The sequence below is a fragment of the Enterobacter sp. SM3 genome (assembly GCF_009811935.2).
Lineage (GTDB): Bacteria > Pseudomonadota > Gammaproteobacteria > Enterobacterales > Enterobacteriaceae > Enterobacter > Enterobacter asburiae_D.
In genome coordinates, this window is sequence record NZ_CP099971.1 from 650,615 (window position 1) to 677,512 (window position 26,898).

28 protein-coding genes are annotated in these 26,898 nt (G+C 58.6%); 15 read left to right on the forward strand and 13 right to left on the reverse strand.

Translation table 11 applies throughout. The annotated features are described in order from the left end of the window. Positions 1-9: 9 nt before the first annotated feature. Together GVO84_RS02945 and GVO84_RS02950 are read left to right on the forward strand one after the other, a co-directional pair. A complete protein-coding gene (locus tag GVO84_RS02945; protein ID WP_008501342.1) occupies positions 10-612 on the forward strand; it encodes an ATP-dependent Clp protease proteolytic subunit in 603 nt (200 codons plus the stop codon). Between the two features lie 134 nt (positions 613-746). Further along, positions 747-1,868: a cupin domain-containing protein gene (locus GVO84_RS02950; RefSeq protein ID WP_159515447.1), complete on the forward strand. Its 1,122-nt coding sequence runs from the start codon at positions 747-749 to the stop codon at positions 1,866-1,868. 100 nt (positions 1,869-1,968) lie between these two features. Here GVO84_RS02950 and GVO84_RS02955 read toward each other — a convergent pair whose 3' ends face one another. Next, complete coding sequence (locus GVO84_RS02955) at positions 1,969-3,387, reverse strand: PLP-dependent aminotransferase family protein (protein WP_159515448.1); 1,419 nt, start codon at positions 3,385-3,387, stop codon at positions 1,969-1,971. Between the two features lie 176 nt (positions 3,388-3,563). On the opposite strand from GVO84_RS02955, the gene GVO84_RS02960 reads away from it, so the two are divergent. Next, on the forward strand, positions 3,564-3,725 hold the full coding sequence (locus GVO84_RS02960; RefSeq protein ID WP_003863073.1) for a DUF1127 domain-containing protein: 162 nt from the start codon (positions 3,564-3,566) through the stop codon (positions 3,723-3,725). Between the two features lie 137 nt (positions 3,726-3,862). Here the strand turns inward: GVO84_RS02960 and GVO84_RS02965 are convergent, their stop codons facing one another. After that, entirely contained in the window at positions 3,863-5,251 is a 1,389-nt protein-coding gene (locus GVO84_RS02965; protein WP_159515449.1) for a PLP-dependent aminotransferase family protein, read from the reverse strand. 102 nt (positions 5,252-5,353) lie between these two features. Between GVO84_RS02965 and GVO84_RS02970 the strand changes: the two genes are divergently transcribed. Further along, positions 5,354-5,833, forward strand: a complete 480-nt coding sequence (locus GVO84_RS02970; RefSeq protein WP_023334367.1) for a carboxymuconolactone decarboxylase family protein — start codon at positions 5,354-5,356, stop codon at positions 5,831-5,833. Here GVO84_RS02970 and GVO84_RS02975 read toward each other — a convergent pair. Beyond that, positions 5,820-6,722, reverse strand: a complete 903-nt coding sequence (locus GVO84_RS02975) for a LysR family transcriptional regulator (protein WP_159515450.1) — start codon at positions 6,720-6,722, stop codon at positions 5,820-5,822. The two genes, GVO84_RS02970 and GVO84_RS02975, sit on opposite strands and share 14 nt — an antisense overlap. Positions 6,723-6,822: 100 nt before the next feature. On the opposite strand from GVO84_RS02975, the gene GVO84_RS02980 reads away from it, so the two are divergent. The 7 genes from GVO84_RS02980 (at position 6,823) to GVO84_RS03010 (ending at position 12,536) form a co-directional block, all read left to right on the forward strand. Then, entirely contained in the window at positions 6,823-8,238 is a 1,416-nt protein-coding gene (locus tag GVO84_RS02980; RefSeq protein WP_159515451.1) for an aldehyde dehydrogenase family protein, read from the forward strand. A gap of 152 nt (positions 8,239-8,390) precedes the next feature. After that, positions 8,391-8,714 (forward strand): antibiotic biosynthesis monooxygenase family protein, encoded by a 324-nt coding sequence (locus GVO84_RS02985; RefSeq protein WP_159515452.1) that lies wholly within the window; start codon positions 8,391-8,393, stop codon positions 8,712-8,714. Next, positions 8,707-9,102, forward strand: a complete 396-nt coding sequence (locus GVO84_RS02990; protein WP_159515453.1) for an amino acid-binding protein — start codon at positions 8,707-8,709, stop codon at positions 9,100-9,102. Before GVO84_RS02985 ends, GVO84_RS02990 begins: the two co-directional genes overlap by 8 nt. Then, positions 9,077-9,772, forward strand: coding sequence for an ArsR/SmtB family transcription factor (locus tag GVO84_RS02995; protein WP_159515454.1), 696 nt, complete (start codon positions 9,077-9,079; stop codon positions 9,770-9,772). Before GVO84_RS02990 ends, GVO84_RS02995 begins: the two co-directional genes overlap by 26 nt. 148 nt (positions 9,773-9,920) lie before the next feature. Continuing rightward, positions 9,921-10,391, forward strand: coding sequence for a MarR family winged helix-turn-helix transcriptional regulator (locus GVO84_RS03000; protein WP_121424941.1), 471 nt, complete (start codon positions 9,921-9,923; stop codon positions 10,389-10,391). Further along, positions 10,388-11,455 carry an HlyD family secretion protein gene (locus tag GVO84_RS03005; protein ID WP_121932425.1) on the forward strand — a complete coding sequence of 356 codons (1,068 nt, stop codon included), beginning with the start codon at positions 10,388-10,390 and terminating at the stop codon, positions 11,453-11,455. The genes GVO84_RS03000 and GVO84_RS03005 overlap by 4 nt, the downstream gene beginning before the upstream one ends. Before the next feature lie 4 nt (positions 11,456-11,459). Beyond that, positions 11,460-12,536: a DUF2955 domain-containing protein gene (locus GVO84_RS03010; protein ID WP_119935694.1), complete on the forward strand. Its 1,077-nt coding sequence runs from the start codon at positions 11,460-11,462 to the stop codon at positions 12,534-12,536. Here GVO84_RS03010 and GVO84_RS03015 read toward each other — a convergent pair. Beyond that, positions 12,533-13,804: a DUF445 domain-containing protein gene (locus GVO84_RS03015; protein ID WP_159515455.1), complete on the reverse strand. Its 1,272-nt coding sequence runs from the start codon at positions 13,802-13,804 to the stop codon at positions 12,533-12,535. The two genes, GVO84_RS03010 and GVO84_RS03015, sit on opposite strands and share 4 nt — an antisense overlap. A 170-nt stretch (positions 13,805-13,974) precedes the next feature. Here GVO84_RS03015 and GVO84_RS03020 point away from each other — a divergent pair, with 170 nt between their 5' ends. Both GVO84_RS03020 and GVO84_RS03025 read left to right on the forward strand, forming a co-directional pair. Next, positions 13,975-14,262, forward strand: coding sequence for a BrnT family toxin (locus GVO84_RS03020; RefSeq protein WP_010427219.1), 288 nt, complete (start codon positions 13,975-13,977; stop codon positions 14,260-14,262). Further along, the gene (locus GVO84_RS03025; protein ID WP_116342305.1) at positions 14,249-14,551 is read left to right on the forward strand and encodes a BrnA antitoxin family protein; all 303 of its coding nucleotides are present in this window, start codon (positions 14,249-14,251) and stop codon (positions 14,549-14,551) included. The genes GVO84_RS03020 and GVO84_RS03025 overlap by 14 nt, the downstream gene beginning before the upstream one ends. Positions 14,552-14,581: 30 nt before the next feature. Here the strand turns inward: GVO84_RS03025 and GVO84_RS03030 are convergent, their stop codons facing one another. Beyond that, the gene (locus GVO84_RS03030) at positions 14,582-15,220 is read right to left on the reverse strand and encodes a LysE family translocator (protein WP_121424943.1); all 639 of its coding nucleotides are present in this window, start codon (positions 15,218-15,220) and stop codon (positions 14,582-14,584) included. A 47-nt stretch (positions 15,221-15,267) separates the two neighbouring features. Next, the gene (locus GVO84_RS03035) at positions 15,268-16,011 is read right to left on the reverse strand and encodes a helix-turn-helix transcriptional regulator (RefSeq protein ID WP_159515456.1); all 744 of its coding nucleotides are present in this window, start codon (positions 16,009-16,011) and stop codon (positions 15,268-15,270) included. 151 nt (positions 16,012-16,162) lie between these two features. On the opposite strand from GVO84_RS03035, the gene GVO84_RS03040 reads away from it, so the two are divergent. Beyond that, positions 16,163-17,533, forward strand: a complete 1,371-nt coding sequence (locus tag GVO84_RS03040; protein ID WP_159515457.1) for an NAD-dependent succinate-semialdehyde dehydrogenase — start codon at positions 16,163-16,165, stop codon at positions 17,531-17,533. A 167-nt stretch (positions 17,534-17,700) separates the two neighbouring features. Here GVO84_RS03040 and GVO84_RS03045 read toward each other — a convergent pair whose 3' ends face one another. After that, positions 17,701-18,246: a YfaZ family outer membrane protein gene (locus GVO84_RS03045; RefSeq protein ID WP_063143257.1), complete on the reverse strand. Its 546-nt coding sequence runs from the start codon at positions 18,244-18,246 to the stop codon at positions 17,701-17,703. Positions 18,247-18,656: 410 nt separating this feature from the next. Between GVO84_RS03045 and GVO84_RS03050 the strand changes: the two genes are divergently transcribed. Next, positions 18,657-20,015 (forward strand): esterase-like activity of phytase family protein, encoded by a 1,359-nt coding sequence (locus tag GVO84_RS03050; RefSeq protein WP_159515458.1) that lies wholly within the window; start codon positions 18,657-18,659, stop codon positions 20,013-20,015. A 53-nt stretch (positions 20,016-20,068) separates the two neighbouring features. On the opposite strand, the gene yjiA is transcribed toward GVO84_RS03050, so the two are convergent. From yjiA to hpaB, 6 genes are all read right to left on the reverse strand, one after another. After that, a complete protein-coding gene (gene yjiA, locus GVO84_RS03055) occupies positions 20,069-21,022 on the reverse strand; it encodes a GTPase (RefSeq protein ID WP_121424948.1) in 954 nt (317 codons plus the stop codon). 10 nt (positions 21,023-21,032) lie between these two features. Beyond that, positions 21,033-21,236, reverse strand: a complete 204-nt coding sequence (locus GVO84_RS03060) for a YbdD/YjiX family protein (RefSeq protein WP_003856610.1) — start codon at positions 21,234-21,236, stop codon at positions 21,033-21,035. A gap of 100 nt (positions 21,237-21,336) precedes the next feature. Then, positions 21,337-23,490: a carbon starvation CstA family protein gene (locus GVO84_RS03065; RefSeq protein WP_023334384.1), complete on the reverse strand. Its 2,154-nt coding sequence runs from the start codon at positions 23,488-23,490 to the stop codon at positions 21,337-21,339. A gap of 191 nt (positions 23,491-23,681) precedes the next feature. Next, positions 23,682-24,599 (reverse strand): helix-turn-helix transcriptional regulator, encoded by a 918-nt coding sequence (locus GVO84_RS03070; protein ID WP_159515459.1) that lies wholly within the window; start codon positions 24,597-24,599, stop codon positions 23,682-23,684. Positions 24,600-24,778: 179 nt separating this feature from the next. Continuing rightward, positions 24,779-25,291 carry a 4-hydroxyphenylacetate 3-monooxygenase reductase subunit gene (locus GVO84_RS03075; RefSeq protein ID WP_159515460.1) on the reverse strand — a complete coding sequence of 171 codons (513 nt, stop codon included), beginning with the start codon at positions 25,289-25,291 and terminating at the stop codon, positions 24,779-24,781. A 17-nt stretch (positions 25,292-25,308) separates the two neighbouring features. Next, entirely contained in the window at positions 25,309-26,871 is a 1,563-nt protein-coding gene (gene hpaB / locus GVO84_RS03080; RefSeq protein WP_121424951.1) for a 4-hydroxyphenylacetate 3-monooxygenase, oxygenase component, read from the reverse strand. Positions 26,872-26,898: the final 27 nt, after the last annotated feature.

The following is a 26,898-nucleotide window of genomic DNA, read 5'->3' on the forward strand; positions in this document are numbered from 1 at the left end:
GAAATAACAATGCACTACACACTGAAAGAAAGCGACAAGGATAAAGCGGAAGGGTCAAACGGCGCGGGCGCTCTGCAGCAAAAACTGCTGGAGTCCCGTTCGATTGTGATCTCCGGTGAGATCAACCAGGAGCTGGCGCAGAAAGTCATCACCCAGATGATCCTGCTGCAAAGCGTCAGCAACGATCCGATCAAGTTGTACATCAACAGCCAGGGCGGCCACGTGGAAGCGGGCGATACCATCCACGACTTCATCAAGTTCATCCGCCCGGAAGTTCACGTCATCGGCACCGGCTGGGTGGCGAGCGCCGGGATCACCATCTTCCTGGCGGCGAAGAAAGAGCACCGCTACTCGCTGCCAAATACCCGCTTTATGATCCACCAGCCGCTGGGCGGCGTGCGCGGTCAGGCAACGGATATTGAGATCGAAGCGCGCGAGATCATCCGCATGCTGGATCGCGTGAACAAGCTGATCGCCGACGCCACCGGCCAGCCGCTGGAAAAAGTGAAAAAAGACACCGACCGCAACTTCTGGATGTCTCCGGCAGAAGCGCTGGACTACGGCATCGTAGGCAAGCTGATTACCCATTATGACGAGCTGAAGCTGGATTAAGATTTACGTCGTGTACGTGTCGGGTGGCGGCCTCGCCTTACCCGACCTACACGCCCTCGTTTGACCCATGACAAGTTCCCCTCGTACCGTCTCTTCTATAATCGCGCCTGTTTCCCCTCTCACTGGTGCTACCCATGGCGTATCAACTGAACCTGAACTGGCCGGAATTTCTTGAGAAATACTGGCAAAAAAAACCCGTTGTGCTGAAAAATGCCTTCCCGAATTTTGTCGACCCGATTACCCCGGACGAGCTGGCAGGCCTGGCGATGGAGCCGGAAGTCGATAGCCGCCTGGTGAGCCATTTCAACGGCAAGTGGCAGGCCAGCAATGGTCCGTTTGAGCACTTTGACGATCTGGGTGAAACGGGATGGTCGCTGCTGGCGCAGGCGGTAAACCACTGGCATATGCCCGCCGCGGAGCTGGTGCGTCCGTTCCGAGTCCTGCCGGACTGGCGTCTGGATGACCTGATGATCTCCTTCTCCGTCCCCGGCGGCGGCGTGGGTCCACATATCGATCAGTACGACGTGTTTATCATTCAGGGGATGGGCAGCCGCCGCTGGCGCGTGGGTGATAAGCTGCCGATGCGTCAGTTCTGCCCACACCCGGCGCTGCTGCATGTGGATCCTTTCGAGCCAATCATCGACGAAGATCTGGCTCCGGGCGATATCCTCTACATCCCACCTGGATTCCCGCACGACGGCTTTACCCATGAGACCGCGCTGAACTACTCCGTCGGCTTCCGCGGGCCGAACGGTCGCGATCTGATCAGCAGCTTCGCCGATTATGCGCTGGAAAACGATCTGGGCGGCGAGCACTACAGCGATCCGGATCTGACCTGTCGCGAACACCCGGGCCGCGTGGAGCAGTACGAGCTCGATCGCATTCGTCAGATGATGATCGACATGATCGGCAAGCCGGATGATTTCACAAAATGGTTCGGCAGCTTTGTCTCGACGCCGCGCCACGAGTTGGATATTGCCGCCGCCGAGCCGCCGTACGCGCCGGAAGAGGTGCTGGACGCGCTGCAGGGCGGCGAAACGCTGTCTCGCCTGAGCGGCCTGCGCGTGCTGAACATTAACGGCAGCTTCTTCATCAACAGCGAACAGCTGGAGACGGTAGACGCGAAGGCGGCGGATGCGCTGTGCCGCTACACCGAACTCGGCCAGGCCGAGCTGGGCGATGCGCTGAATAACCCGGCGTTTGTTGAAGAGCTCACCGGGCTGATTAATCAGGGGTACTGGTACTTCGACGAGTAGTGCGGCCTGTTGCCCGGTGGCGCTGCGCTTACCGGGCCTACAACGGCGGTTTTCTCCCTCTCCCTGTGGGAGAGGGTCGGGGTGAGGGCATCAGGCCGCACTAGCCCTCCTCCATCGCAATCACAATCGCTTCGCCCATCTTCTTCAACGCCTCGCGATTCTTCTCAGTCGGCGGCAGCGCCACGTTGATCCTCAGACAGTTGCGGTACTTCCCGGAGGCGGAAAACAGCGACCCGGCCGCGGCCTGGATCTTCAGCCGACACAGCTGCTTGCTGACGCACACCATATCCACCTTCTCCGGCAGCTCAATCCACAGCAGGAAGCTTCCCTGCGGGCGCGTGACGCAAATCTCTGCCGGAAAATACTGCCGCACCCAGCAGGTGTAGGTTTCCATATTCTGCTGATAAATCTGACGCATACGGCGCACGTGGCGATGATAATGCCCGTCGCGAATAAACGCCGCCACCGCCATCTGCGTCCCCGGCACGTTAAACCCGCCCGCGGCGTATTTCATGTGCATCACCCGGTCGTAATAGCGCCCCGGCACAATCCAGCCGACGCGCAGACCCGGCGCCACGGTTTTGGTAAACGAGCTGCAGAGGATCACGCGGCCGTCGATATCCATCGAATGAATGGTGCGCGGGCGCGGGTACTCCGCCGCCAGCTCGCCGTAAATGTCATCCTCCACGATCACGATATCGTGCCGCTGGGCCAGGGCTAACACCTGCTTTTTCCGCGCTTCCGGCATGATAAACCCGAGTGGGTTATTGCAGTTGGGCACCAGGATCACCGCCTTGATCGGCCACTGTTCCAGCGCCAGCTCTAACGCCTCGATGCTGATCCCGGTCTCGGGATCGGTGGGAATTTCAATCGCCTTGATGTCAAACCCGCGCAGCATCTGCATGGTGCCGTGAAACGACGGCGACTCCACCGCCACGATGTCCCCCGGCTTGCACACCGAGAGTAGGGCGATCGACAGTGCGCCGTGGCAGCCGTTGGTGATGACAATCTCGTTCGCTGCCACGGTCGAGCCGCCGTCCAGCATCAGGCGGGCGATCTGCTCGCGCAGCTCCAGGCGGCCGTCGAGCACGTCATAGCTCAGCATTTCACCCGGATTATGCTGCGCAATGCGGCTCATCTCGCGCCACAGGGGCTTCAGGCTCGGCTGGTTAATATCCGGCGAGCCGCCGCCAAAGGAGATCATCTCTTTGTCGGCGCGGGCGTCCAGCAGCATCATCACCTCATCCCACTGGGTGACGTCCACGGGGCGCTGTACCGGGCGCGTCATGGCCGGAACCGGCGGCTGGGCTTTGCGCTGCGAAACAAAATAGCCGGAGCGCGGCTGGGGGGTGATCAGCTGGAGGTTTTCGAGGATCTGATAGGCCTGCTGTATGGTGCTGATACTCACACCGTGCTCCTGGCTCAGCGCGCGTACCGACGGCAGACGTTCGCCGCTGCGATACAGCCCTTGTTCAATGCGTTCTGCCAGAAGGTTGGCGAGATGTTGATAGCGCGTCATGCTGTATCCTTTGTTATCACCATACAGATTGTAAAACCAGTACAGATTGATGGGTAAACCGCCATGCAGATATCGTTTTAGCGGATCTGTATGGTAAACAAAAGCAGTTTTTGAATCTGTATTGTACAGACCGTTTTCCATGATGATAACCCCACTGACACAGCGAGGAGAGCATCATGGAATTCTACGAGAATCGTTCAAAACGTCCGTTTATCGCGTTTGTCTGGGTAGCGAAAACGCTGCGTAACTGGTATCGCATCAACCGTACCCGCCGCATTCTGAGCCAAATGAGCGACGAGCAGCTTAAGGACGTTGGGTTGTCGCGGTATGATGTATGAGCCGCGTCATCGCCCGGTGGCGCTACGCTTACCGGGCCTACGGGATCGAGTAGGCCGGGTAAGGCGTAGCCGTCACCCGGCGATATTCAGCGCCGATCCTGTAGGCCGGGTAAGGCATAGCCGCCACCCGGCGATGTTCAGCTCAACAGCCCAAACGTCTGCCGCTTCGGTCTTTCCAGCAAATCCACCGCCTCCTGATACGACCGCACGTTGTTATAGCCCATCACCAGCCCGTAGCGTTTGCCGGACCCGCGATACCACTCCGAAAGCGCATTCACCTGCAGCTGCTGTTCCTGCCAGCAGCGCGCCACTTCCCGGTCACCGCTTCCTCTGGTCAGGAACGCCACGATATGCATCCCGCCGTCGTTTTGCTCGGTGAAAAACAGATCGCCATACACCTCGCGCAGGGCGGCAATCATCCAGTCGCGGCGGGTCTGATACAGCGCGCGCATCTTTTTCAGGTGACGGAAAAAATGCCCTTCGTTGAGAAACGCGGTGAGGATCTTTTGCGTCAGCACCGGCTGGCCGCTGGTGGTAATGTCCGCGCAGTCGGTAAAGGCCCCGACGGTGCTGGCGGGCATCACCACGTAGCCCATGCGCAGCGACGGCATGATGGTTTTACTGAAGGTGCCCATAAAAATTACACGGTCGTGTTGGTCGAGGCTTTTCAGCGATGGCAGCACCTTGCGGGTGTAGTGAAACTCCCCATCGTAATCGTCTTCAACGATCCACGCCTCGTTCTGGCTGGCCCAGTCGAGCAGCTGCTGCTTGCGCGGCAGCGAGAGGGTGACCGCCAGAGGGCTCTGGTGCGACGGGGTGACGATGGCAAAACGGGCGTCGCGATGGTGACGGAGCAGGTATTCCGTATCGATGCCGCAGCGATCGACCGGCACCGTGTGCAGGCGCGGCACGATCCGCTTGAGCAGCTGCTGGCCCATAAAATAGCCCGGTTCTTCAAACACCACCTTGTCGCTGCGGCTGGCAAGGGTGTCGAGGATCAGCCGCAGGCTGCCGCTGTAGCCGCTGGTGATCAGCACCTGTTCGGCGCTGCAGGACAGCCCGCGTGAAATATTGAGATAGCTGGCGATGGCCTGGCGCAGCGGATACCAGCCCAGCACCGGTGGGTTGAGCATCTCCTCCTGACGCATGGCGCGCGTCGCCTGGCCCGCCAGCAGCAGCCATTTTTTATACGGAAAACTGTCGAGGGCAGGGATGCCGGGGCGCAGAAACCCCGCTCGTTCCCGCTGGCTGATGAGCGATGCCGGAAGCGTGCCGGTGGGCTGTTCCGCAGGGGCATTGTTATCCGGCAACAGTAAATCCGGATTGACCCGCGTGCCGCGCGCGCCCTGGCTCACCAGATACCCTTCGCCCGTCAGAATGGCGTACGCCGTTTCGACGGTTTTACGCGCCACCTTCAGCTCTTCCGCCAGCACGCGGATGGCAGGCACCTTATCGCCCGGCTTCAGCACGCCGCGCGTGATGTTGTCGCGATAGCGGGAATAAATCTCGTGATATCCCGGCTTCATGTCCTACCTCTTTTCACGCTTTTTGTATCTTTTTACTATGTCATGAACGGCGTAGATTTGCTGCATTGCATGACATATGCCGCACAAAAAAGAGGAAAGACAATGAGCACTCGCGTTAACCACCATAAAGTTACACCTGCCCTCGCCAACGCCCTGTCCGCCCTGAGCATGGAAGTGGCAAAAACCTCCATCGACCCGGCGCTGAAGCACCTGATCGACATTCGCGTGTCGCAGCTGAACGGCTGTACCTTCTGCCTGGATATGCACTCGAAAGAGGCCAAAATCGCCGGCGAGCGCGAGCTGCGCCTGTACCATCTGGCGGCCTGGCGCGAGTCCCCGCTGTTCAGCGCCCGCGAGAAAGCCGCGCTGGCCTTCACCGAAGCGCTGACCCAGATTGGTGTTCACGGGGTTAGCGACGCGCTGTACCGCAGCGTGGCGGAGCACTTCTCGGACGTGGAGATTTCAGAGCTGAACTTCGCCATCGTGGCGATCAACGCCTGGAACCGTCTGGGGATCACCTCCCGCATGGAACCCGGCTCGCTGGACGCGGCTTACGGGCTGAATAAGGCTAACCTGGAATAATCCCGCGCTCGCGGATCATCGCCACCAGCGCCCGTAGCCCTGGCGGAACGTGGCGATGGCCGGGGTAATACAGGCGCAGCCCGGCAAAGGGCTGCGCCCAGTCGTTTAAGACGCTCACCAGTTCTCCCCGCTCAAGCTCTTCACGGATATACAGTTCCGGCAAAAATCCCACCCCTAATCCCGCTTTCACGGCGCGGATCGAGGCAAAAAGATCGGACGTCGCAAAGCGCGGCGGCACGGCAAGGGCGTACGTTTCCCCCCGACGCGCCAGCTCCCAGCGGTAGATCCCGCCGTGGGCCATGCGCATGCCGATCCCCTGATGTGAAAGCAGATCGTCCGGCGTCTGCGGAATGCCGTGGCGTGCAAAATAGTCCGGCGTGGCGGTGACCAGCTGGCGGATCTCCCCGGTCAGCGGCACGGCGATCATGTCCTGCGGCACGGACTCCTCAAGGCGGATCCCCGCGTCAAAGCCTTCCGCGACGATGTCGATCATTCGCGCTTCGCTGACGGTCTCTACGCGCATCTTCGGGTAGCGGATCATAAAGTCGATCAGTAGCTGGTCCAGAAACAGGGTGCCGATATGGTTCGGCACGTTCAGCCGTAGCGTGCCAGCAGGTTCCCCGGTGTCGCTGTGGATCTCCTCGCTGGCGAGACGGATCTCCTGCAGGGCCGGGCCGATACGCGCCACGTAGCGCTGTCCGGCGTCGGTGAGCGCCACGCTGCGGGTGGTGCGGTTGAAAAGGCGGGTATCAAGGCGGCTCTCCAGCCCGGCGATGGCGTTGCTGACCGCCGTGGCGGACATGCCCAGCTCCTGCGCCGCGGCGCGAAAGCTGCCGCGCCGCACTACCGCCATCACCACTTCCAGCTCTGTCAGACCTGAACGATGCATAGATTATCCTGAAAATCGAAACAACCCTTGCAGCATAGCGTGGATTATCGCAACGGAAAAGCCGTGCCAGACTGTGCTCACACAGCCTGAGGAGGTTTATATGCACACCATCGAACAGATCTTTATTAACGGCGAATTTGTTACCGCGCACGGCACAGAGTGGTTTGATTTATACAACCCGGCGACGGCGCGGGTTATCGGCCAGGTTCGTCTGGCGGATGAGATTGACGCAGAGCGCGCCATTGCGGCGGCAAAAGCAGCTTTTCCGGCGTGGTCGCAGACCACAAAGCAGGAACGCATCGCGGCGCTAAAACGTATGCACGCCGCCGTGGCCGCTCGCCACGACGACCTGCTCGACGCGATCGTTGAAGAGTACGGCGCGCCCGCCTCGCGCTCGGCGTGGATGGCCAGCTATCCGGCGGAAGTGATTGCTCAGGCTATTGAGGCGCTGGAGGCGTTTGAGTTCGTCACTCCCGCAGGCGCGGCAACGGTGCAGATGACGCCGCTTGGGGTGGCCGGGCTTATCACGCCGTGGAACAGCGACGCGGGCTTTATCTGCGGCAAGCTGGCGGCCGCGCTGGCGGCGGGCTGTACGGCAGTCATCAAGCCGAGCGAAATGAGCGCCCTGCAAACCCGGATTGTCACCGAAGCGCTGCGCGATGCCGCGCTGCCGCCGGGCGTGTTTAACATCGTCACCGGGCGCGGCGAGACGGTAGGTGAAACCATTAGCCGCCATCCGGACGTGGCAAAAATCTCGTTTACCGGCTCCACGAATACCGGCAAGGCGATCCTGCGCAACGCGGCGGAGAGCTTTAAGCGCGTGACCCTGGAATTAGGCGGCAAATCGCCGACGATCCTGCTGGATGATGTGGATTTGGCGCAGGCGATCCCGCTGGTGATTCAGGCCGGGTTTATGAACAGCGGGCAGGCGTGCGTGGCCGGGACGCGCATTCTGGTGCCGCAGGCGCGTAAGGCGGAGATCGAAACCGCGCTGGCGCAGGCCGTGGCGGCGGTCAAATCCGGCGACCCGCGCGATAGCGCGACGGACGTCGGCCCGATGGTGAGCGAAAAGCAGTGGCAGCGGGTACAGGGCTATATCCGTAAAGGCACCGAAGAGGGGGCGCGTCTGCTGGCGGGTGGTGAAGGGAGACCGGACGGGACGCGAGATGGCTGGTTTGTGCGCCCGACGCTGTTTGCCGACGTGAACAACCGGATGACCATTGCCCGCGACGAGATTTTCGGCCCGGTGCTGTGCGTAATCCCTTATCAGGACGAAGCGGAGGCTGTCGCCATTGCCAATGACACAGAATACGGGCTGAGCGCGATGGTGCTGGGCGGCGATGCGGACCGCGCGCGACGCGTGGCGCAGCAGATTGTTTCCGGTCGCGTGCTGGTGAACACGCTTGCCCATGAACCGAAAGCGCCGTTCGGTGGGTTTAAGCAGTCCGGCGTGGGGCGCGAGATGGGCGAGTGGGGGATTAGGGCGTTTATGGAGCCGAGGTCGATTCTGGGTTAAGACCCGCCCGGTGGCGCTGCGCTTACCGGGCCTACATCATCCCACAGGCCGGATAAGCGCAGCGCCATCCGGCACAACACTTCGCTCCTTACCGAAGCATTGTTCCTCTCTACCCTACATTCTCTCCCCAACATCACTACGGAGAGACCATCATGATTGCAGTCATTTTCGAAGCCAAAGCCGCGCCTGCCCATCAGGCGCGCTATCTTCAGCTTGCCGCAGAGCTTAAGCCTTTGCTGGCCGACATCGACGGCTTTATCGATATCGAACGGTTCCAGAGCCTGACGACCGACGGCAAAATTCTTTCCCTTTCCTGGTGGCGGGATGAAGAGGCCGTCCGCAGCTGGAAGCAGAACGTCTTCCATCAGGCCGCGCAGGCCGAAGGGCGGGAGTCGATTTTCTCTTTTTACCGTATTCGGGTGGCGCAGCTGGTGCGGGAGTACAGTTCCGAAACCGGAGGGCGCGCGGATGTATGACGTTCATGTGATTTTTAGCGACAGGCCCGGCGAGCTGGCGCGCTTTGGACAGCTGCTGGGGCGCAACGGCGTGGGGCTGGAGGGCGGCGGCGTATTTGGTACCGATGCCCATTTTCTGGTGGAAGACGGGGAAAAAGCGCGACGCGTGCTGCTCGACGCCGGGTTTACCGTGCAGGCGGTGCGTAAGCCGGTGATCCGGAAACTCAGGCAGGAGCGCCCCGGCGAGCTGGGTGAAATTGCGGCGGCGCTGGCGGCATGCGGCGTGTCTATCCTTACCCAGTACAGCGACCACGCGAATCACCTTATTCTGCTGACGGATGATGATAAGCTGGCCGCAGAGATCACCGAACCCTGGGCGACATATGTTAAAAACGAGCCTACCTCCTGATAACAGCGTGGCGCTGGAACAGGCCGTTGCGGCTGTGGCGGCGGCAATGGCCGATCCGTCGCGCGTGAAGATGCTCTGCGCGCTGATGGACGGGCGGGCGTGGACCGCAACTGAGCTGAGCGCGGCGGCAGACGTTGCGCCGTCGACCGCCAGCGGGCATCTCGCCCGGCTGGTGGAGGGGAAGCTGATTACCTGCCTGTCTCAGGGGCGGCATCGCTACTATCGCCTGGCGGGGCACGACGTGGCGGCGCTGGTCGAGCAGATGATGGGGCTCTCCTGGAGCCGCATCACCCCGCCGGAAACCACCGTGCCGAAAGCCATGCGTGAAGCCAGGACCTGCTACGACCATCTTGCTGGAACGGTCGCGGTCCAAATCTATGATTTTATGCAGGCGGAAGCCTGGCTGGAGGCAGACGGTTCAGCGCTGACGCCGTATGGCCGGGAGCAGTTCCTGAAGCTCGGTATTCCGTTAACGCCTCACCCCCGTCGAAAGGCCTGCTGCGCCTGCCTGGACTGGAGCGAGCGGCGGTTTCACCTTGGCGGCGAGGCGGGTGCGGCGCTGCTTATTCATCTGGAAAACAAAGGGTGGATCCAGCGGGTGGCGGGGTACAGGGAGGTGGTGATGACGGCGTCGGGGAAAAGTGCCGTTCAGAGACTTTTTAGCCGCTAAAAAAAGCCCGGTGGCGCTGCGCTTACCGGGCCTACGTGTAAATCGCCTCCCGTAACGCCTTTCGCAATTCCTGCGCTTTTGCCTCTCGTTTCTTGATACTTACCCTGATAACTATTATCTTGACCGCGTGTGACGAGAGGTTTCCCCCATGAGTGAAGAAGAACTGTTCAGCCGCAGGCCGATGGGTATGCGGATGGCGATGATCGTGCGCCAGTGGCGTGCCGTGATCGACGATGCCATTCTCGATACCGGGTTAACCCAGTCGAGCTGGACGGTGATGATGCAGCTGCATCAGCTCGGGGATAACGTCTCGGTGAGTGAGCTGGCGGAGGTGCAGGGCATTGAACTGCCGCCGCTGATGCGCACCCTGACACAGCTGGAAAAGCAGGGTTACCTGCTGCGCGCCGTATCGCCTTATGACAAGCGCATCCGGCTTCTGACGCTGACGCCCGAGGGAAAAGCCATATTAAAACGGCTCACTCAGGTGATTGAGACCTATCAGGCGCGCGTATCGCAAAACATCGCGCCGGAACATATCGACATTTTCAGCGCCACGTTGAATCAAATCGCCTGCAATTTGCGGACAATCCGCGAAGAAGATAACAAGACCGAAAAATAATGACTCCTGAACAAAAGTTTGCCCGCTGGGTAAGGGTGAGTATTGCCTCTTTCCTGCTGATGTTTGTCTACTTTATCGTCGCGGATATCTGGATCCCGCTGACGCCGGACTCCACCGTGATGCGCGTGGTGACGCCGGTTTCTCCGCGCGTCTCCGGCTATGTGGCGGCGGTACATGTCCACAACAACAGCCAGGTGAAGAAAGGCGATCTGCTGTTTGAGCTCGACGACACGCCGTTTCGCAACAAAGTGGAAGCGGCGCAAATCGCGCTTGAGCAGGCACGCCTTTCCAACGAACAGCTGGATGCGCAGATCGCCGCCGCGCAGGCCAGCCTGAAAACCGCCGTGCTGACCGCGCGCAACGACAAAGTGACCTTCGATCGCTACCAGAAGCTGAGCACGCTGCAGAACGTCTCGCAGGCGGATCTGGATAAGGTCCGCACCACCTGGCAGAGCAGCGAGCAGTCCGTCAGCTCCATCCAGGCCAACATCCATAACCTGCGCATTCAGCGCGGCGAGCGGGACGAGCACCGCAACGTGACGCTGCAAAAATATCGGAACGCGCTGGATGAAGCGGAGCTGAATCTCGGCTGGACGAAGGTCTACGCTCAGGCGGACGGCACGGTCAGTAACCTGCAGTTAAGCCCGGGCTTTTACGCCTCCTCAGGTTCAGCCGCGCTGGCGCTGGTGAACAACCAGACCGATATCGTCGCCGATTTCCGCGAGAAGAGCCTGCGCCATACCCATCAGGGCACCGACGCCGCCGTGGTGTTTGACGCCTTCCCGGGGCACGTTTTCCGCGCCCACGTGACCAGCAGCGATGCGGGGATACTGGCGGGTCAGGAGGCCGTGAACGGTCAACTGTCCGAACCGGAGACCTCCAACCGCTGGGTGCGCGATGCCCAACGCATGCGCATCCACGTGGCGCTGGACGAAGAATTGCCGAAGCATTTGCCGACCGGTGCACGCGCGACCGTGCAGCTCTACAACAGCGAAGGACCGTTTGCGCGCTTCTTCTCCGGGATGCAGATCCACCTGGTGAGCCTGCTTCACTATGTTTATTAGTTCGATGTCTATTAGCACCCTGGCGCGGGTCTTTACCCCGCACGGCAACATCGTCTACACGGCAAACGACTTTCGCCAGACCCTGCGCATCGTCTTTGCCGGGATGATTGCGCTGAGCATCTCCAGCTTTTACAACACCAGCTACGGCGTGTTTTTTGTGGTCTATCCGATCATGCTGCTGTCGCTGGTACCGGTCTTTAACCGCCACGTGGCGAAGCAGTTTATCTTCAGCGCTGCGCTTAACTGCGTCGAAATGATCTTCATCATCGGCTATCTGTCGCAATGGCCGGTCATCATGACGCTGGTGGTGTTTGCCCTGTACGTGATGCGTTTTCGCTTTATGAGCAAGGGGCCGCTGTTCCTGTTTGGCTCAATGGGCGTGGTGTGCCAGAGCGTGATGCTCAACTTTATGAGCTACCCCACTACCAACTGGCACACGCTGCTGTTTTCCAACATCGAAGCGAGCGTGATGGCGGTGTGTCTGAGCGCGCTGATGAACTACCTCCTGCCGGACGTGGAGCCCCGCAAGCCGCCGCCGCTGATTGAGAAAGACGACGCCCGGGTGCGCCACGAGTCGCTGCTCTCCGGCACCGTCGCGACGCTGATATTCGTGGTGTTCCAGATTAGCGACTTAAGCGATTCGCTTTCGGCGCTGATGGCGGGGATTTTGATTCTGTTCCCGATGCACTATCGCGGTTCGGTGATGAGCTCTATCTGGCGCGTGGTCGGGGTAGTGCTGGGCTGCCTTTATATTCTGGTGGTGCAGCTGATCCTCTACGATCACAGCAGCCATATGCTGCTGATGATGCCGCTGATCGGCCTCGGGCTGGCGTTTGGCGCGCGCCTGCACGTGATGGAAAAGGTGGGCGCGGGCGTGGGGTTTTCCAGCATCACGACCATCGGCATTATGTTCGGGCAGAACATGCACCCGGACACTGACCTGGTGTTCAGCGATCTGTACCGCATCACCTCCGTCACCTTTTCGCTGGTGGCAACGCTGACGATGGTCTTCCTGGTGCACCTGATCCTCAACCGCTTTGAGGCGACGCGCTACGTCATCGCGCCGCCCAAAGTAGATTAATGCCCCAGCACGGCAGGCAGCTGCGAGAGTAAAAACAGGATCAGGCCAATCGTCCCGCCGACCAGCGTGCCGTTGACGCGGATGAACTGCAGATCTTTACCGATGTTAAGCTCAATCTGGCGGGACATGTCTTTGGCGTCCCAGCTTTTGACAGTGTCGCTGATGTGGCGGGTCAGGAACGCGGCAAAATCCGGCGCGAGGCGGTGCGCGGCCTGCTCCAGATGCTCGTTCAGCGACGCCCGCAGGCTGGCGTCGTTTGTTAGCGTTTCGCCAAACCACAGCCCGGCGTTGGCGATGCGTTGCTTCACGCGCGAGTCCTCGCTTTGCATATCCGCTTTCAGCCACTGGCGCAGGTCAGCCCACATCTCTCCCAGATAGCGGTTAAACGCCTCATCGTTTTTCAGGTAGTGCTTGATGTTGTCGGCTTTCGCCGCCATTTCCGGATCGTTTTTCAGGTTGTCGATAAGCTTCAGCGTGGCGCGGTCGAACGCCTGGCGGATCTGGTGCGTGCGGTCGTGGCTGATATCGTCCAGCAGCGTGTTCACCGCGTTCGACACCATCTCCGCGCTTTGATCGCCCAGCCACTCGGTGGGCAGCACCATCGCCTTGCGCGGGTGCTCGGTCTTCAGCCAGTGGACTATCTGGTCAGAGATAAACTCCCGCGTGCTCTCCCGCTGAATCAGGGTAATCAAACGGTTGATGATGGCGTCCAGCAGCACCTGGTGGCGGTTGTTTTTGGTCATGCTCTCCAGCATTACGGCGCTGGTTTCGGTGAAGTCGACCTTGTCGATGGCTTTATGCACCGCCCGTTTGAGCAGGCGCTGAATGCGCCCGTCGTCGGTGAGTTCGAGAAAACCGCTCATCACCTGCATCAAATGCAGCCCGACGCGCTGGGCATTGTCGGGCTTACTGAACCAGGCGCCGATCATCTGGGCAGGTTCATAGCGGCGGATCAACGCCACCAGCGATTGCGTGTCGAGAAACTTCTCCTGCACAAACTGGCCGAGATTGTCGCCTATTCGGTCTTTATTGCGCGGAATGATCGCGGTATGGCGCGAGATAAACGGAATGGGCACCCGGCGGAACAGCGCAACCACGGCAAACCAGTCTGCCAGCGCGCCGACCATCGCCGCCTCGGCAATGGCCTTCACGCCGCGCACCCAGAAGGTCTGCGGCAGGAACAGGGTGGTGATAAAGGCCGCGGCGGCAATCAGCAGCAGCGACAGTGCCAGCAGCTTGGCGCGTTTGAGTTCAGCTATTTTTTCCATGGGTTAAGGATAGAGGGAAGCGAGGGGAAAGTGCAAAGAAGGAGAAGGACCTTCGCGTTTCAGTTTCTGGAATGCGCCTTCAGAAAATGAAATTGAACGATGTCGACCGGTTCAATTTACGAACGTTTTGTATATGCTTTTTTGTATATACAATAAGGGAAGGGTACACTATGCCAACGGAGTTTGAATGGGATACCAACAAAGCGAAGAGTAATCTCATTAAGCATGGGATCCGCTTTGAAGAGGCTGTTCTGGTTTTTGACGATCCTTACCATTTATCTCTGCAGGATCGTCATGAAAATGGAGAGTTCCGTTGGCAGACCATTGGCCTTGTACATGGTCTAATTGTCATTATGGTCGCACACACGGTACGTTTTGAAAGTGGTGACGAAGTCATTCGAATCATTAGCGCACGAAAGGCGGACCGTAAAGAGAGGAGCCGTTATGAGCATGGTTAAACATAAACGCGGTAGTGCGCCTGAGGTTAGTGCTCGTCGTGAGGCTGAGCTCAAAGCACTCGCCGAAAAATCGGAAGCAGAGATTGATTACAGCGATATCCCTGCCACGGGGGATGAACAGTGGTCAGGGGCGGTGCGAGGGAAGTTCTATCGGCCACTCAAAACTCAGGCATCTGTACGTATCGACGCTGACGTGATGGAGTGGCTTAAACGGCCTGGAAAAGGTTACCAGACGAGGCTCAATGCCATTTTGCGTGAAGCAATGCTGCGCGATCAAAATAAAAAATAAGCAACGGGCGGCGTCAGGCTGCCCGCTATCTCAGCGTATAATTTCCAGTAGCCGCCACAGCACCCATCCCCCAAACCCCATCAGCACCACCCCTGCCGTGCGCTCAATCCACCACAGCGAACGGCTGAGCTTGCGTTGAACCGCCCTCAACCCCATCAGCGATACCAGCGCCAGATCCCACGCAAGCACCACCATCACCATCCAGACGCCGCAGGTCGCCTGCTGAAGCAGCGTCACGTCCGGCCCCAGCAGCGCCGTCATCAGCGCCAGATAGAACAGCGCATTCTTCGGGTTTAACAGCGCCGAACCGAGCCCCAGCAGGATCTGCTTACGCAGCGAGGGAAAGCGCTGATGGGTTTCATTCAGTGCCAGCGCCTGAGGTCGGCTGCGCACCAGATGCGAGCCGATCCACAGCAGATACAGCGCCCCGCAAAGCTCGATAAGCGTAAACAGCCACGTAAACTGGCGCAGCGCGCTCCAGCCGATAATCACCAGAACAATATAGAGCCCGTTACCCGCGGCGATGCCGAGGCACAGCCCGGCGCTGCCGCGCAGCCGATAGCGCGCGGCGTAGCCCACCAGCAGGAAGAAATCCGGGCCCGGGCTTAGCAGGGCAACAAAGTGCGCCAGCGCCAGGGCGAGAAAAGCGGAAGGGAAGAACAGTTCCATAGCGACCTCGGTTAACAATCCGAGGCCAGAGTACGGCGCTGCAGAACCTATTTATTGTCTGATATTGATCGGCCCGTGGCGTACTGGCGCGGCGTGGCGGCGGTATAGCTGACGAAGGTCTTATGAAAATGGCTCTGGTCGGCAAAGCCGCTCTGGTAGCCGACGTCGGCAATATCATCCCCGGCGCGCAGCCGCGCCTTGGCGTACTCCACGCGGGAGATGTTGAGGAAGCTGCCCGGCGTCAGGCCGGTGTCCTGCCTGAAGGTGCGAATCAGCGTCTCCTTGCGCAGCGAGAAGCGTTGGGCAAGCTCGTCGAGGGAAGGCGGGCAGGTGAGATCGGAAAGAAACGCCTCCTGAACCTTCTGGCTGGTTGGGCGAAGCGCGTCAGCGCTATCCGCAGCGCGGGGAAGGGCAGAAAGCAGTGTCTCCAGTGATGCCTGAGACAGGGTCTCGACAACGTCCAGGTAGTGGGCAAACAGGTCAGGGTTACGAATCACCTGTAGCGCCAGAGGACGCTCGGTGTCGATATAGAGCATATGGTAGCTGCGCGGATTCCCGGCGACGGGGTTGCAGCTGTGCGGCGCACAGGCCGGGATCACGATGAGGTCTCCGGGGTTAAGGATGTACTCTCTGTCATGACACACGCAGCAGGTCTGGCCCTCCACAATCGCGCCGATGGAGAGCTGAGGGTGACTATGGCGTTTGTACGCCTGCGTGCTCTGCCAGGTGCTGCGTAGCTCAAGGCCTGAGGCGCGGTGAAAAGTCTGGCGGACGTGTCGGGTATTGGTCATGGGCGCTCCTTCTGAATGTTTTTTATACCATGTCAGCGAACCGTCTGGCAGCGCTTCATTAAGAACCTTCCGGATATACCCAACTTTACGTCCATAGCCAGTCATGTTGACTACCCTTAATACCCTAAGCGGTAAAACAAGGAGATTCGACATGGCTTATCAGACAGTAAATCCTGCCACTAACCAGCTCATCAAAGAATACCCCTCGCATACCGACGTGGATATCGAAGCGGCGCTCAAGGCGGCCGATGCGCTTTATCATTCGGACTGGGCGAAAGGCGACATCAGCCAGCGCCTGCCCGTGCTGCATAAGCTCGCCGATCTGATCGACGAGCGCGCGGAGGATCTGGCGAAAATCGCCAGCCAGGAGATGGGTAAGCTCATCGAACAGAGCCGCGGCGAGGTAAAGCTGTGCGCGCAGATCGCCCGCTATTACGCCGATAACGCGAAGCGGTTCCTGGCCCCGGTGAAGTATCCGTCTGAGCTCGGGGAAGCGTGGGTGGAGCATCACCCCATCGGCGTCCTGATGGCCGTTGAGCCGTGGAACTTCCCGTACTACCAGTTGATGCGCGTTCTGGCGCCAAACCTGGCGGCGGGGAACCCGGTGATCGCCAAGCATGCCAGCATCGTGCCGCACTGCGCCGAGACCTTTGCGCATCTGGTGCGCGAAGCGGGTGCGCCGGAAGGGGCGTGGACCAACCTGTTTATCTCGTCCGAGCAGGTGGCAAAAATTATCGCTGACGATCGCGTACAGGGTGCCGCATTAACCGGCTCCGAAAAGGCGGGCAGCGTGGTGGCCGCGCAGGCGGCGAAGCACATCAAGAAATCCACGCTGGAGCTGGGCGGTAACGACGTGTTCGTGGTGCTGGACGATGCAGACCTTGAGAAGGCTGTGAAAATTGGCGTGAATGCGCGACTCAACAACGCCGGGCAGGTCTGCACCGCGGCGAAGCGCTTTATTCTGCACGAGAAGATTGCTGATAAGTTCCTGAGCAAATTCACCGAGGCGTTTAAGCAGGTGAAGATTGGCGATCCGCTGGACGAAAGCACCACGCTGGGGCCGCTGTCGTCTAAAGATGCGCTCGAAACGCTGACCAAACAGGTTAACGAGGCGGTGAAAAACGGTGCGACGCTGCACTACGGCGGCAAACCGGTACAGCGCGACGGGAGTTTCTTCGAACCGACGATCCTGACGAATATCTCCCGCGACAACCCGGCGTATTTCGAGGAGTTCTTCGGCCCTGTAGCGCAGATTTACGTGGTGAAAAGTGACGACGAGGCGGTCGCGCTGGCGAACGACTCCCACTACGGCCTGGGCGGGGCGGTATTTAGTCAGAATATCGAGCGCGCGAAGAAAATGGCGTCACGGATTGAGACCGGGATGGTGTACATCAACTGGCTCACCGATACCGCGCCAGAGCTGCCGTTTGGCGGCGTGAAGCGCTCCGGCTACGGGCGCGAGCTGTCGGACCTGGGGATCAAAGAGTTTGTGAACCAGAAGCTGGTGGTGGTGCGTAAGTAAGAGATAATAAAAAACCTGCCAACCGGCAGGTTTTCCATGAATAGTGTCATCGCCTTTCTTGCCGGGTGGCGCTACGCTTACCCGACCTACAATCTGCAACAGCATCAATAGATTGCACAGTTTTTGTAGGCCCGTGCAAGCGTAGCGCCGTCGGGCGCAATACAGGCTTAGAAGCTAACGCCGCCGCCCACGTACGCACCGTCAATCAGGGTGTGGTTTGGACGACCATCTTTGCCGTCGACGCTTACGTGGCGGTAGCCCACTTTCAGCGTAACCGGTTTGATTGGGGTCCAGCTTACGCCGCCGTTAGCTTCAACGTAGTTTTTCACGCTGTTGTTCAGTCCGTCTGGTGCAACGTATCCTTCACCAAATACGTTAATGCTGTCAGTCAGGGCAACATTCACGCCGCCACCGATTGGGAACGCTACGCCGTTATCGCCTTTTTTCGGGCCGATGTAGATGGCTTTCGCGCCTGCATTCAGCATCACCGGGCCCACTTCCAGGTTGTAGCCTGCGCCCACGCCGCCGGTCTGGGTGCCATCATCGGTATTTTTGAGCCAGTTACCTTCGGTATACAGGCCGGATGAGGATTTACCCATTTCCACATTCAGGTTGGTGAAGTTTTTACCCTGCTCGATGCTGCCGCCCATGGCCAAAGCGGAGCCCGATACCGCGGTCAAAGCAGAAAGGATAAGAATGTTAAGCTTTTTCATGAGTATTTCCTCGTCTTCAAATTAATCTGAGGACACCTTAACAAGCGATGTTTATGACTGCAAATGTGATGTAAATCGCGCTTTTATACTGATATTGTTAAATTTTTTATTGCGATTGTTGCGGTGATGTTTTATTGCCGGGGTGTCAACGGGTGATGTTTTAGCGTTTAGGAACCGTTTAGTTTTTTGACTAAACATAAACTGAACGAGGCGGGGATAGTGGTTTGAGATGAATTAATTGGGTTTCTAATAATTTCCGAAAGTGTTTCAGCTGTCACACTAAACAACAAAGCCTTACATTTCGAGTGATGAATATACGTTCAATCGCGCAGGTCGGTTTCCTTTTCATGTCATTTTTCTGACACGTTTATTCTTTACGTTGTTGGCTTCACTAACTGGATGCTAACAATATGAAAAGAAAAATTATTCCTGTGCTAATCGGTTGTGCGCTCTCTTTCTCTGGCCTGGCGGCGCAGCCTACTGCTGAGCGCTATGTCGTCAGCTTCCCTGAAGGCTCCCACGTGAGCTACAGCGGCGCGTTTGCCAGTGCGTTTCCGAACGGACTCCCGGTGGGAATCGGTTCTGGCCTGCTGTTTACGGGCAAGCAGGGCGATGCCCTGACCTTTGCGACCGTAACCGATCGCGGTCCAAACGCCGATGCGCCAAAAATGGGTAAAAACGAAGCCAAAATATTTGTCACGCCAGATTTCGCCCCCCTGCTGATGACCATCCGCGTTCAGAACGGCAAAGCGGAGGCTGTCGATGCCCGGCCGCTGCATGATGATAAAGGCGAGATCAACGGTCTGCCGCTGCAAAGCGGCGTGATTGGCTCCACCAATGAAGTGGCGTTCAGCGACACGCTAAAAATTCTGAAGGGTGACAACCGTGGCCTGGACACGGAAGGCATCACGCCGGACGGGAAAGGTGGCTTCTGGCTGTGCGACGAGTATGGCCCGTTCCTGATTAACGTCGACGGCAAAGGGAAGATCCTGGCGATCCACGGGCCGCAGGCGGCGGAAGGGGAGAAGTCCATCGCGGACGGTCTGCCAAACATTATCAAATGGCGCCAGGCGAATCGGGGCTTTGAAGGCCTGACCCGGATGCCGGACGGGCGGATTATCGCCGCCGTACAAAGCACGCTGGATATTGACGGTAAGAGCAAAAAACAGGCGCTGTTTACGCGTCTGGTGAGCTTCGACCCGGCGACCGGGAAAACCGCGATGTACGGTTACCCAATCGACAGCGCGGCCTACGGTAAAAACAGCGACGCCAAAATCGGCGACATTGTGGCGCTCGATGACCAGCACATCCTGCTGATTGAGCAGGGAAGCGATAAAAACGACGGCATGCGTAACCTGATTTACAAGGTGGATCTCAGCAAGGCGAGCGACCTTTCCGCCTTTGACAAGCCGGGCGAGTACCCGGAGTTTGATGATGAGAAAACCCTGGCGCAGCGCGGCATAACGCTTGCGGCTAAAACGCAGGTTGTCGATCTGCGCGCGCTGGGCTGGCAGCAGGAAAAGGCCGAAGGGCTGGCGCTAATTGACAGCAAAACGTTGGCGGTGGCGAACGATAACGACTTTGGCGTGAAGGTGGCGATGCAAAACCCGGTCGAGGGCAAGAAGCTCAAGGATTATCGGGTGAACGCGGAAGGCAAGCTGACGCTGGATGATAAGGCGGTTGAAACCACGCTCAGCGTGAAGCCGCTGAAGAAGCCGGAGTCGGACAGCGAGCTCTGGATTATAACGCTGCCGGAAGCGGTGAAATAAGTTTACCCCTCACCCTAACCCTCTCCCCATAGGGGAGAGGGGATGCAAGGCGGTTATTTTTTCAGACCCGCAAACGCCGCTCGAATTTCTTCTTCCGGGAGTTGGATACCTATAAACACCATCACGCTGCGCGGCGCTTCATCGCCCCAGGGTCTGTCCCAGTCGGCGCTGTACAGGCGCTGTACGCCCTGGAACAGCAGGCGGTTCGGCTCGCCGTCAATCCACAGCATCCCTTTGTAGCGCAGCAGCTTGTCGGCAAACGACAGCAGCAGGTTCTCCATCACGCGCGAGACCTCGCTGATGTCCACCGGGTAGTCCAGCTCGACCACAATCGACGCCACGTCGTTTTGCTTGTCGGATATAAAGTGGAAGCGCGGTTTCGCGGTGACGTTCTCTTCCAGCATAAAGCCGTTGGTGTTGAACAGCTGAGACAGATCGATGTCGCCATGCGTCACCGTGTAAATCGGCGCGCGGGAGTTAATGCGCGTCAGACGCTCGCGCAGCTTAACGCTTTCGCCCGCCACGTCGGTTTTGGTCAGCAGGATGCGGTCGGCGTAGCCCACCTGAGACTGGGCGATGGTGAACTGGTTCATCTGATCGTCAGCGTGAACCGCATCCACCAGGGCAATCACGCCGTCAAGCAGGTAGCGCTGGCAGAGGATCTCGTGAGAGAAAAAGGTCTGAATAATCGGGCCGGGGTCGGCCATGCCGGTGCACTCGATCACCAGACGGTCAAAATCGATTTCACCGCGGTCGCGGCTGTCGAGCAGGTCCAGCAGGGCGTCTTCTAATTCGTTAGAGCGGGTGCAGCAGATGCAGCCGTTGGTGAGGGTTTTGATCTGGGTGGCGCGATCGCCGATCAGCTGATCGTCTACCGAGACCTCACCAAATTCGTTTTCGATGACGGCGATTTTGAAGCCGTGCTGTTCATTCAGGATGTGGCGCAGCAGGGTGGTTTTGCCGGCGCCGAGAAAACCGGTCAGCAGGGTAACGGCAATCGGGGTCATGGTCTCTCCTTTAGCAGCAGCGGACGCCGCCTTCTCCACTTCCGCCGTAGCGCGCTTCCTGACGCTCGCGGAAGAATTCGGTGTAGGTCATGTACGGCTTATCCGGATGGTTGGTCTTCATATGCTCAACGTAGTTGTCATAGTCCGGAATGCCAATCAGCATTTTCGCCGCCTGACCGAGGTATTTTTTTGCTTCGCCTAAGTTACCAAACATTGTGGGTTCCAGACAGAAAAAGCCCGGCGATGTGAGTCCGCTGGGCTTGTGTTCCCCTCACCCCAACCCTCTCCCAAAGGGAGAGGGGGAGGATTGCGGATTAATGGTGTGAAGAGGTCTTCACGCCGCCCTCCGGCACCGGCACGTACGGAGTTTCTTTATCCGTACGACCGTCGGCGTTGCGCACGTTCAGCCAGGTTTTGATGCCGTAGAAGATGATGCTGTACACCACCACCAGGAACAGAATGCTCAGACCCGCGTTGGTGTAGTTGTTCACCACGATATGGTTCATGTTGGCAATCTGCTGCGCGGTCAGATCCGCGCCGCCTGCGGCAATCTTCTCTTTGTACTGGTTAGCCATGAAGAAGAAGCCTTCCAGCTGCGGGTTGGCGCTGAACAGCTTCAGGCCAAGCGCCCAGGTGGTGCAGAGCAGCAGCCACAGCGCAGGAACAACCGTTACCCAGATGTATTTGGTGCGTTTCATCTTCACGAGGACCACGGTACCGAGCACCAGAGCAACGGCTGCGAGCATCTGGTTAGAGATACCGAACAGCGGCCACAGGCTCTTCACGCCGCCGAGCGGGTCGACAACGCCCTGATACAGGAGGTAGCCCCACAGGCCGACGCAGCCGGCAGTACCCAGAATGCCCGCCACCAGAGAGTCGGTTTTCTTCAGGAACGGCACGAAGTTACCGAGCAGGTCCTGCAGCATGAAGCGGCCCGCACGGGTACCTGCGTCCAGCGCGGTCAGGATGAACAGCGCTTCGAACAGAATACCGAAGTGGTACCAGAAGCCCATGTCCGCCCACGGCAGCACTTTGTGGAACACGTGTGCGATACCGACGGCAAGCGTAGGTGCACCGCCTGCGCGGTTCAGCACGGACGGTTCGCCGATGTCTTTCGCGGTCTGCATGATCTGCTCAGGCGAAATCACGAAGCCCCAGGAGCTGACGGTCGCCGCCGCGTGTGCGCTTGCGTCTTTCAGCTGCGCCATAATCAGCGCCGCGTTATCGCCGCCCATCTCGTGCAGGTTTGGCATGGTAATGCCGAGGCCAGCAGGCGGGGTGTTCATCGCGAAGTACAGACCCGGTTCGATAATGGAGGCTGCAACCAGCGCCATGATCGCCACGAAGGACTCCATCAGCATTGCGCCGTAGCCGATCAGACGCGCGTCTTTCTCGTTCGCCAGCAGCTTAGGCGTGGTGCCGGACGCAATCAGGGCGTGGAAGCCGGAGACCGCACCGCAGGCGATGGTGATGAACAGGAACGGGAACAGGGCGCCTTTCCACAGCGGGCCGGTGCCGTCGATGTACTGCGTTACCGCAGGCATTTTCAGATCCGGGTTAATCACCAGGATGCCGATCGCCAGACCGACGATAACGCCGATTTTCAGGAAGGTCGCCAGGTAGTCACGCGGGGCCAGAATCAGCCAGACCGGCAGCAGCGCGGAGATAAACGCATAGCCAATCAGCGCGAAGGTAATGGTAGTGTCCTTGAAGGTCAGCGCCGGGCCCCAGTACGGGTCGTGCGCAATTACGCCGCCGAAGTAGATGGAGGCCACCAGCAGCACGATACCAATCACCGACACTTCACCCACGCGTCCCGGACGCAGGAAGCGCATGTAGATACCCATGAACAGCGCAATCGGCACGGTTGAGCAGACGGTGAAGACACCCCATGGGCTTTCGGCCAGCGCTTTCACCACGATCAGGGCCAGCACCGCGAGGATGATGATCATAATCAGGAAGCAGCCGAACAGGGCGATGGTCCCCGGCACGCGGCCCATCTCTTCTTTGACCATCTCACCCAGAGAGGCGCCGTTACGGCGAGAAGAGATAAACAGCACCATAAAGTCCTGCACCGCACCCGCCAGCACGACGCCAGCGAGCAGCCACAGGGTACCCGGCAGGTAGCCCATCTGCGCGGCCAGCACCGGGCCGACCAGCGGGCCTGCACCGGCGATAGCGGCAAAGTGGTGACCAAACAGCACGTAGCGGTTGGTTGGCACGTAGTTCAGGCCGTCATTGTTAATGACCGCCGGAGTGGCGCGCGTCGGGTCGAGCTTCATGACCTTCTGCGCGATGTACAAGCTGTAGTAGCGATAAGCAACAAGATAGACGGAAACGGACGCGACCACGATCCACAGGGCGCTTACGTGTTCGCCCCGGCGTAATGCGACAACCGCCAGACAAAAAGCGCCGAGGATCCCGAGTAAGGCCCAGGGCACGTGCTTCAGTAGTTTTTTAGTATCCATAGTAAGACCTGGTTTTTTATGTAAAGAAAAAAGGGTCAGGGTTCGTTGTGAGGAGGTATTGATTAATGCTGGAGCGATCGTGCCAGATCCTCGCGCGTGTAAAGGACGGTAAATGAATGAGTGGTTGAAAGTGCGAGGTGAGCGGTCAAAGGGGGCGACGAGCGGTTCCGGCTCGCCGCCAGGGGGCGAAATTATGTGATTGAGATCACTTGATTATTCGGGTTGCGTTCCACCGCCAGATAGTTCTCCAGCGTTCCGATCAGTTTTTCCTTCAGCCAGCTCGGCTCCAGAATCTGAATATGGGGCAGCCAGTAGAACAGCAGCGGCAGGATCTGGTTCTCGTGCGCCGCCTGGCAGCGCAGCGTGACGCCGCCCTGTTGCTCCTCCAGCAGCTCTTGTTCCGGCAGAAGATCGCGGCGCAGGAAGTAATGCGAAATATTATCTTTGATGAATATTTTCACCGCGAAAGTATTTTCAGATACCCAGGGGTCGAGGCTTTTTTCCAGCAGCTCAAGGACATTTTCTTCCGGAGTGAAGGTCGTTTTATGAATATCAAACCAGCTAATCTGGCTCAATGAGAAGGATTTCAGGCGGCTATTTTCGGTGGCTTGTAAATACCATATATTTTTTTTGTTAATGAGTTTATAGGGATTAATCAGACGGGTTTTCCCCTTATAAACAATCTGACAAACATTATGGTTTTTAATCGATCTCTCGATTTTCGTTAAATGACGGCGAATATCACGCTGTACCGTGTGTTCGGCTTCATTCGCAAGAATAAGAATATGGTTTTCGTCAACGCGCGTTTCAAGATTCTGCCAGAATTCCGTATTTCTTTCAGGGAAAAAGCTGTCCGCATTCAGGAAGTTAGCAAGGGTGTGATGTAGGCCTTGTCCGCCGGGCGATTGTGCAGAATGGATCAGTCGATATAGCCCGTTACCGGTATGTTCAACAATGGGAGAGAGGGCATTTAAATCCCGGTAGACGGTGCGCTCGGTAATTTTAAATTTCTCCATTAGCGCACTGCGGTTTACCACACCGTTTAAATGTAGCTCAACCAGAATATCGACCAGACGTTCAGCCGAGCGGCTCCGCGTCGTTTTAGCCATAAGGTCATCCTGTATATTTAGGTATGCGCTGAATGATGCGGGTGCACTGACAGGTGGTGTCAGTATTCAGTCACAGAAAATTTCTCTTATGGGTATATAACGGCGTGATTTAGCGGAAACCTTAGGAGTTTTTGTAGAAAGCGGCGCTGGCCGAAGAAAAAGGCCAGCGCGAGGGGGGATTACACGGCGGCTTCCGCCTCCAGCATGACCGGGTGGAAACGGCGCTTGAAGTAGATCAGGCCGTGTCCCGCGTCGCTCAGGATGATGTTTTTAATTTCAACAAGGTAGACAAGATGCGTGCCGATGGTTTGCACCTGGCTAATCTCGCCCTCAAGGCTGGCCAGCGCGCCCTTGAGCACCGGCTGCGCCAGCGGACCTTTCTGCCAGCAGGAGAGGGCAAAGCGCTCCTCCATCGTCATTCCGGTCATCCCGGCGAAATGGCGAGCCATGATCTCCTGCTCGTGATTCAGCACGTTCACGCACAGCCTGCCGTTGCCCTGAAATACCGGGTTCATGGCGCTGTTGGCGTTGATGCACACCATGACCGACGGCGGGGTGTCAGTCACCGAACAGACGGCTGTAGCGGTAATACCGCAGCGGCCCGCCTCGCCCTCTGTGGTGACCACATTGACCGCCGCCGACAGGCTGCTCATTGCGTCGCGAAAACGCAGGCGTTGTTCATCTAAATGCATTGCAACCTCCCGCTGCGCTATTTCAGCAGCTTGTCGAGCATGTTGATATCGCTGTTGTTGTGCAGGTGCGGCACCGTCCAGCCGTGCTGGTCGTATTCGGACATGCAGCGGTCGACCATCGCCATCATCTTGTCCATGTTGCCGGAGCTCTGCGCCTGGCGCAGACACTGCAGGCGGATCTCATCCTGGCTGCCGGAGTAGTTGATCTCGTACAGCTCGTGGCGGCCGCCGAACTCGCTGCCGATGGCGTCCCACATCAGCTTCAAAATCTTGATGCGTTCAACGTGATCCATGCCATTGGAGCCTCGCACGTATTTCGCCAGATACTGGTCGATCTGCGGGTTGTTCAGATCCCGGGCGCTGGACGGGAGGTAGATCAGACCGGACGTCACGTTACGCTCGATGATGTTCTTGATCTTCGCGTAGGCCATCGGCGCCATCACGCGGTAGGTTTGCAGCGCGGCGTGATCCGGCAGATACGCGCCGTTGACCCACGGGGTGGCTTCGGAGCACATGGAGTCGCTCAGCGCCCAGAACATGTTGCGCCAGGCCACCACTTCGCCGAGATCCGCCTGCACGCCGCGGAACTCCAGGGTACCGGTGCACTCAAGAGATTTCTTCAGCAGGGCGGTGATGAAGTCGAGCTTCACCGCCAGACGCACGCAGGCCTGCAGCGGGTACATCCGCGCAAATCCACCTTCCATCGTCCAGCGACGGCAGCGGTCGAAATCGCGGTAGATCAGCACGTTTTCCCACGGGATCAGCACGTGATCCATCACCAGGATCGCGTCGTTCTCGTCGAAGCGGCTGGAGAGCGGGTAGTCGTACGGGGATCCGGTTGCGCCTGCCACCATCTCGTAAGAGGCGCGGGAGATCAGCTTCACGCCTTCGGCATCCATCGGCGCGACGAACATCAGCGCGAAGTCCGGGTTTTCGCCCATCACCTGCGCGGAGCCGAAGCCGATCATGTTGTAGTGGGTCAGCGCCGAGTTGGTTGCCACCACTTTCGCGCCGCTGACGATGATCCCGGCGTCGGTCTCTTTCTCCAGCTTGATGTAGACGTCTTTCACCTCGTCCGCCGGCTTGTGGCGGTCGATCGGCGGGTTAACGATGGCGTGGTTGAAGTACAGGCCGGTTTCCTGAATGCGCGTGTACCAGCTGCGGGCGTTCTGCTCGAACTGGCCGTAGAAGCCCGGGTTGGCGCCGAGCGCGCAGCCGAACGCGGCCTTGTAGTCCGGCGTGCGGCCCATCCAGCCGTAGCTCAGGCGCGACCACTCGGCGATAGCGTCGCGCTGCTGGCGCAGGTCGTCGGCGCTTTTCGCCACGCGGAAGAACTTATGGGTATAGCCGCCGCTGCCGGTGTCGGTGCCCCAGCAGAGGGTGTCCTGCATGTCCGGCTTGTGCAGCGCGTCGTACATCTGCGCGATAGAGGCCGCCGCGTTGCGAAACGCCGGATGGGTGGTGACGTCTTTGACGCGCTCGCCGTAGATATAAATCTCACGGCCGTCCTGCAGGCTTTTTAAATACTCTTCGCCGGTTAACGGACGTTTGGCATCAGCGCGGAAATCTTCAGGCTTCATAGGGACCTCGTATCGGAATAGGGTTGT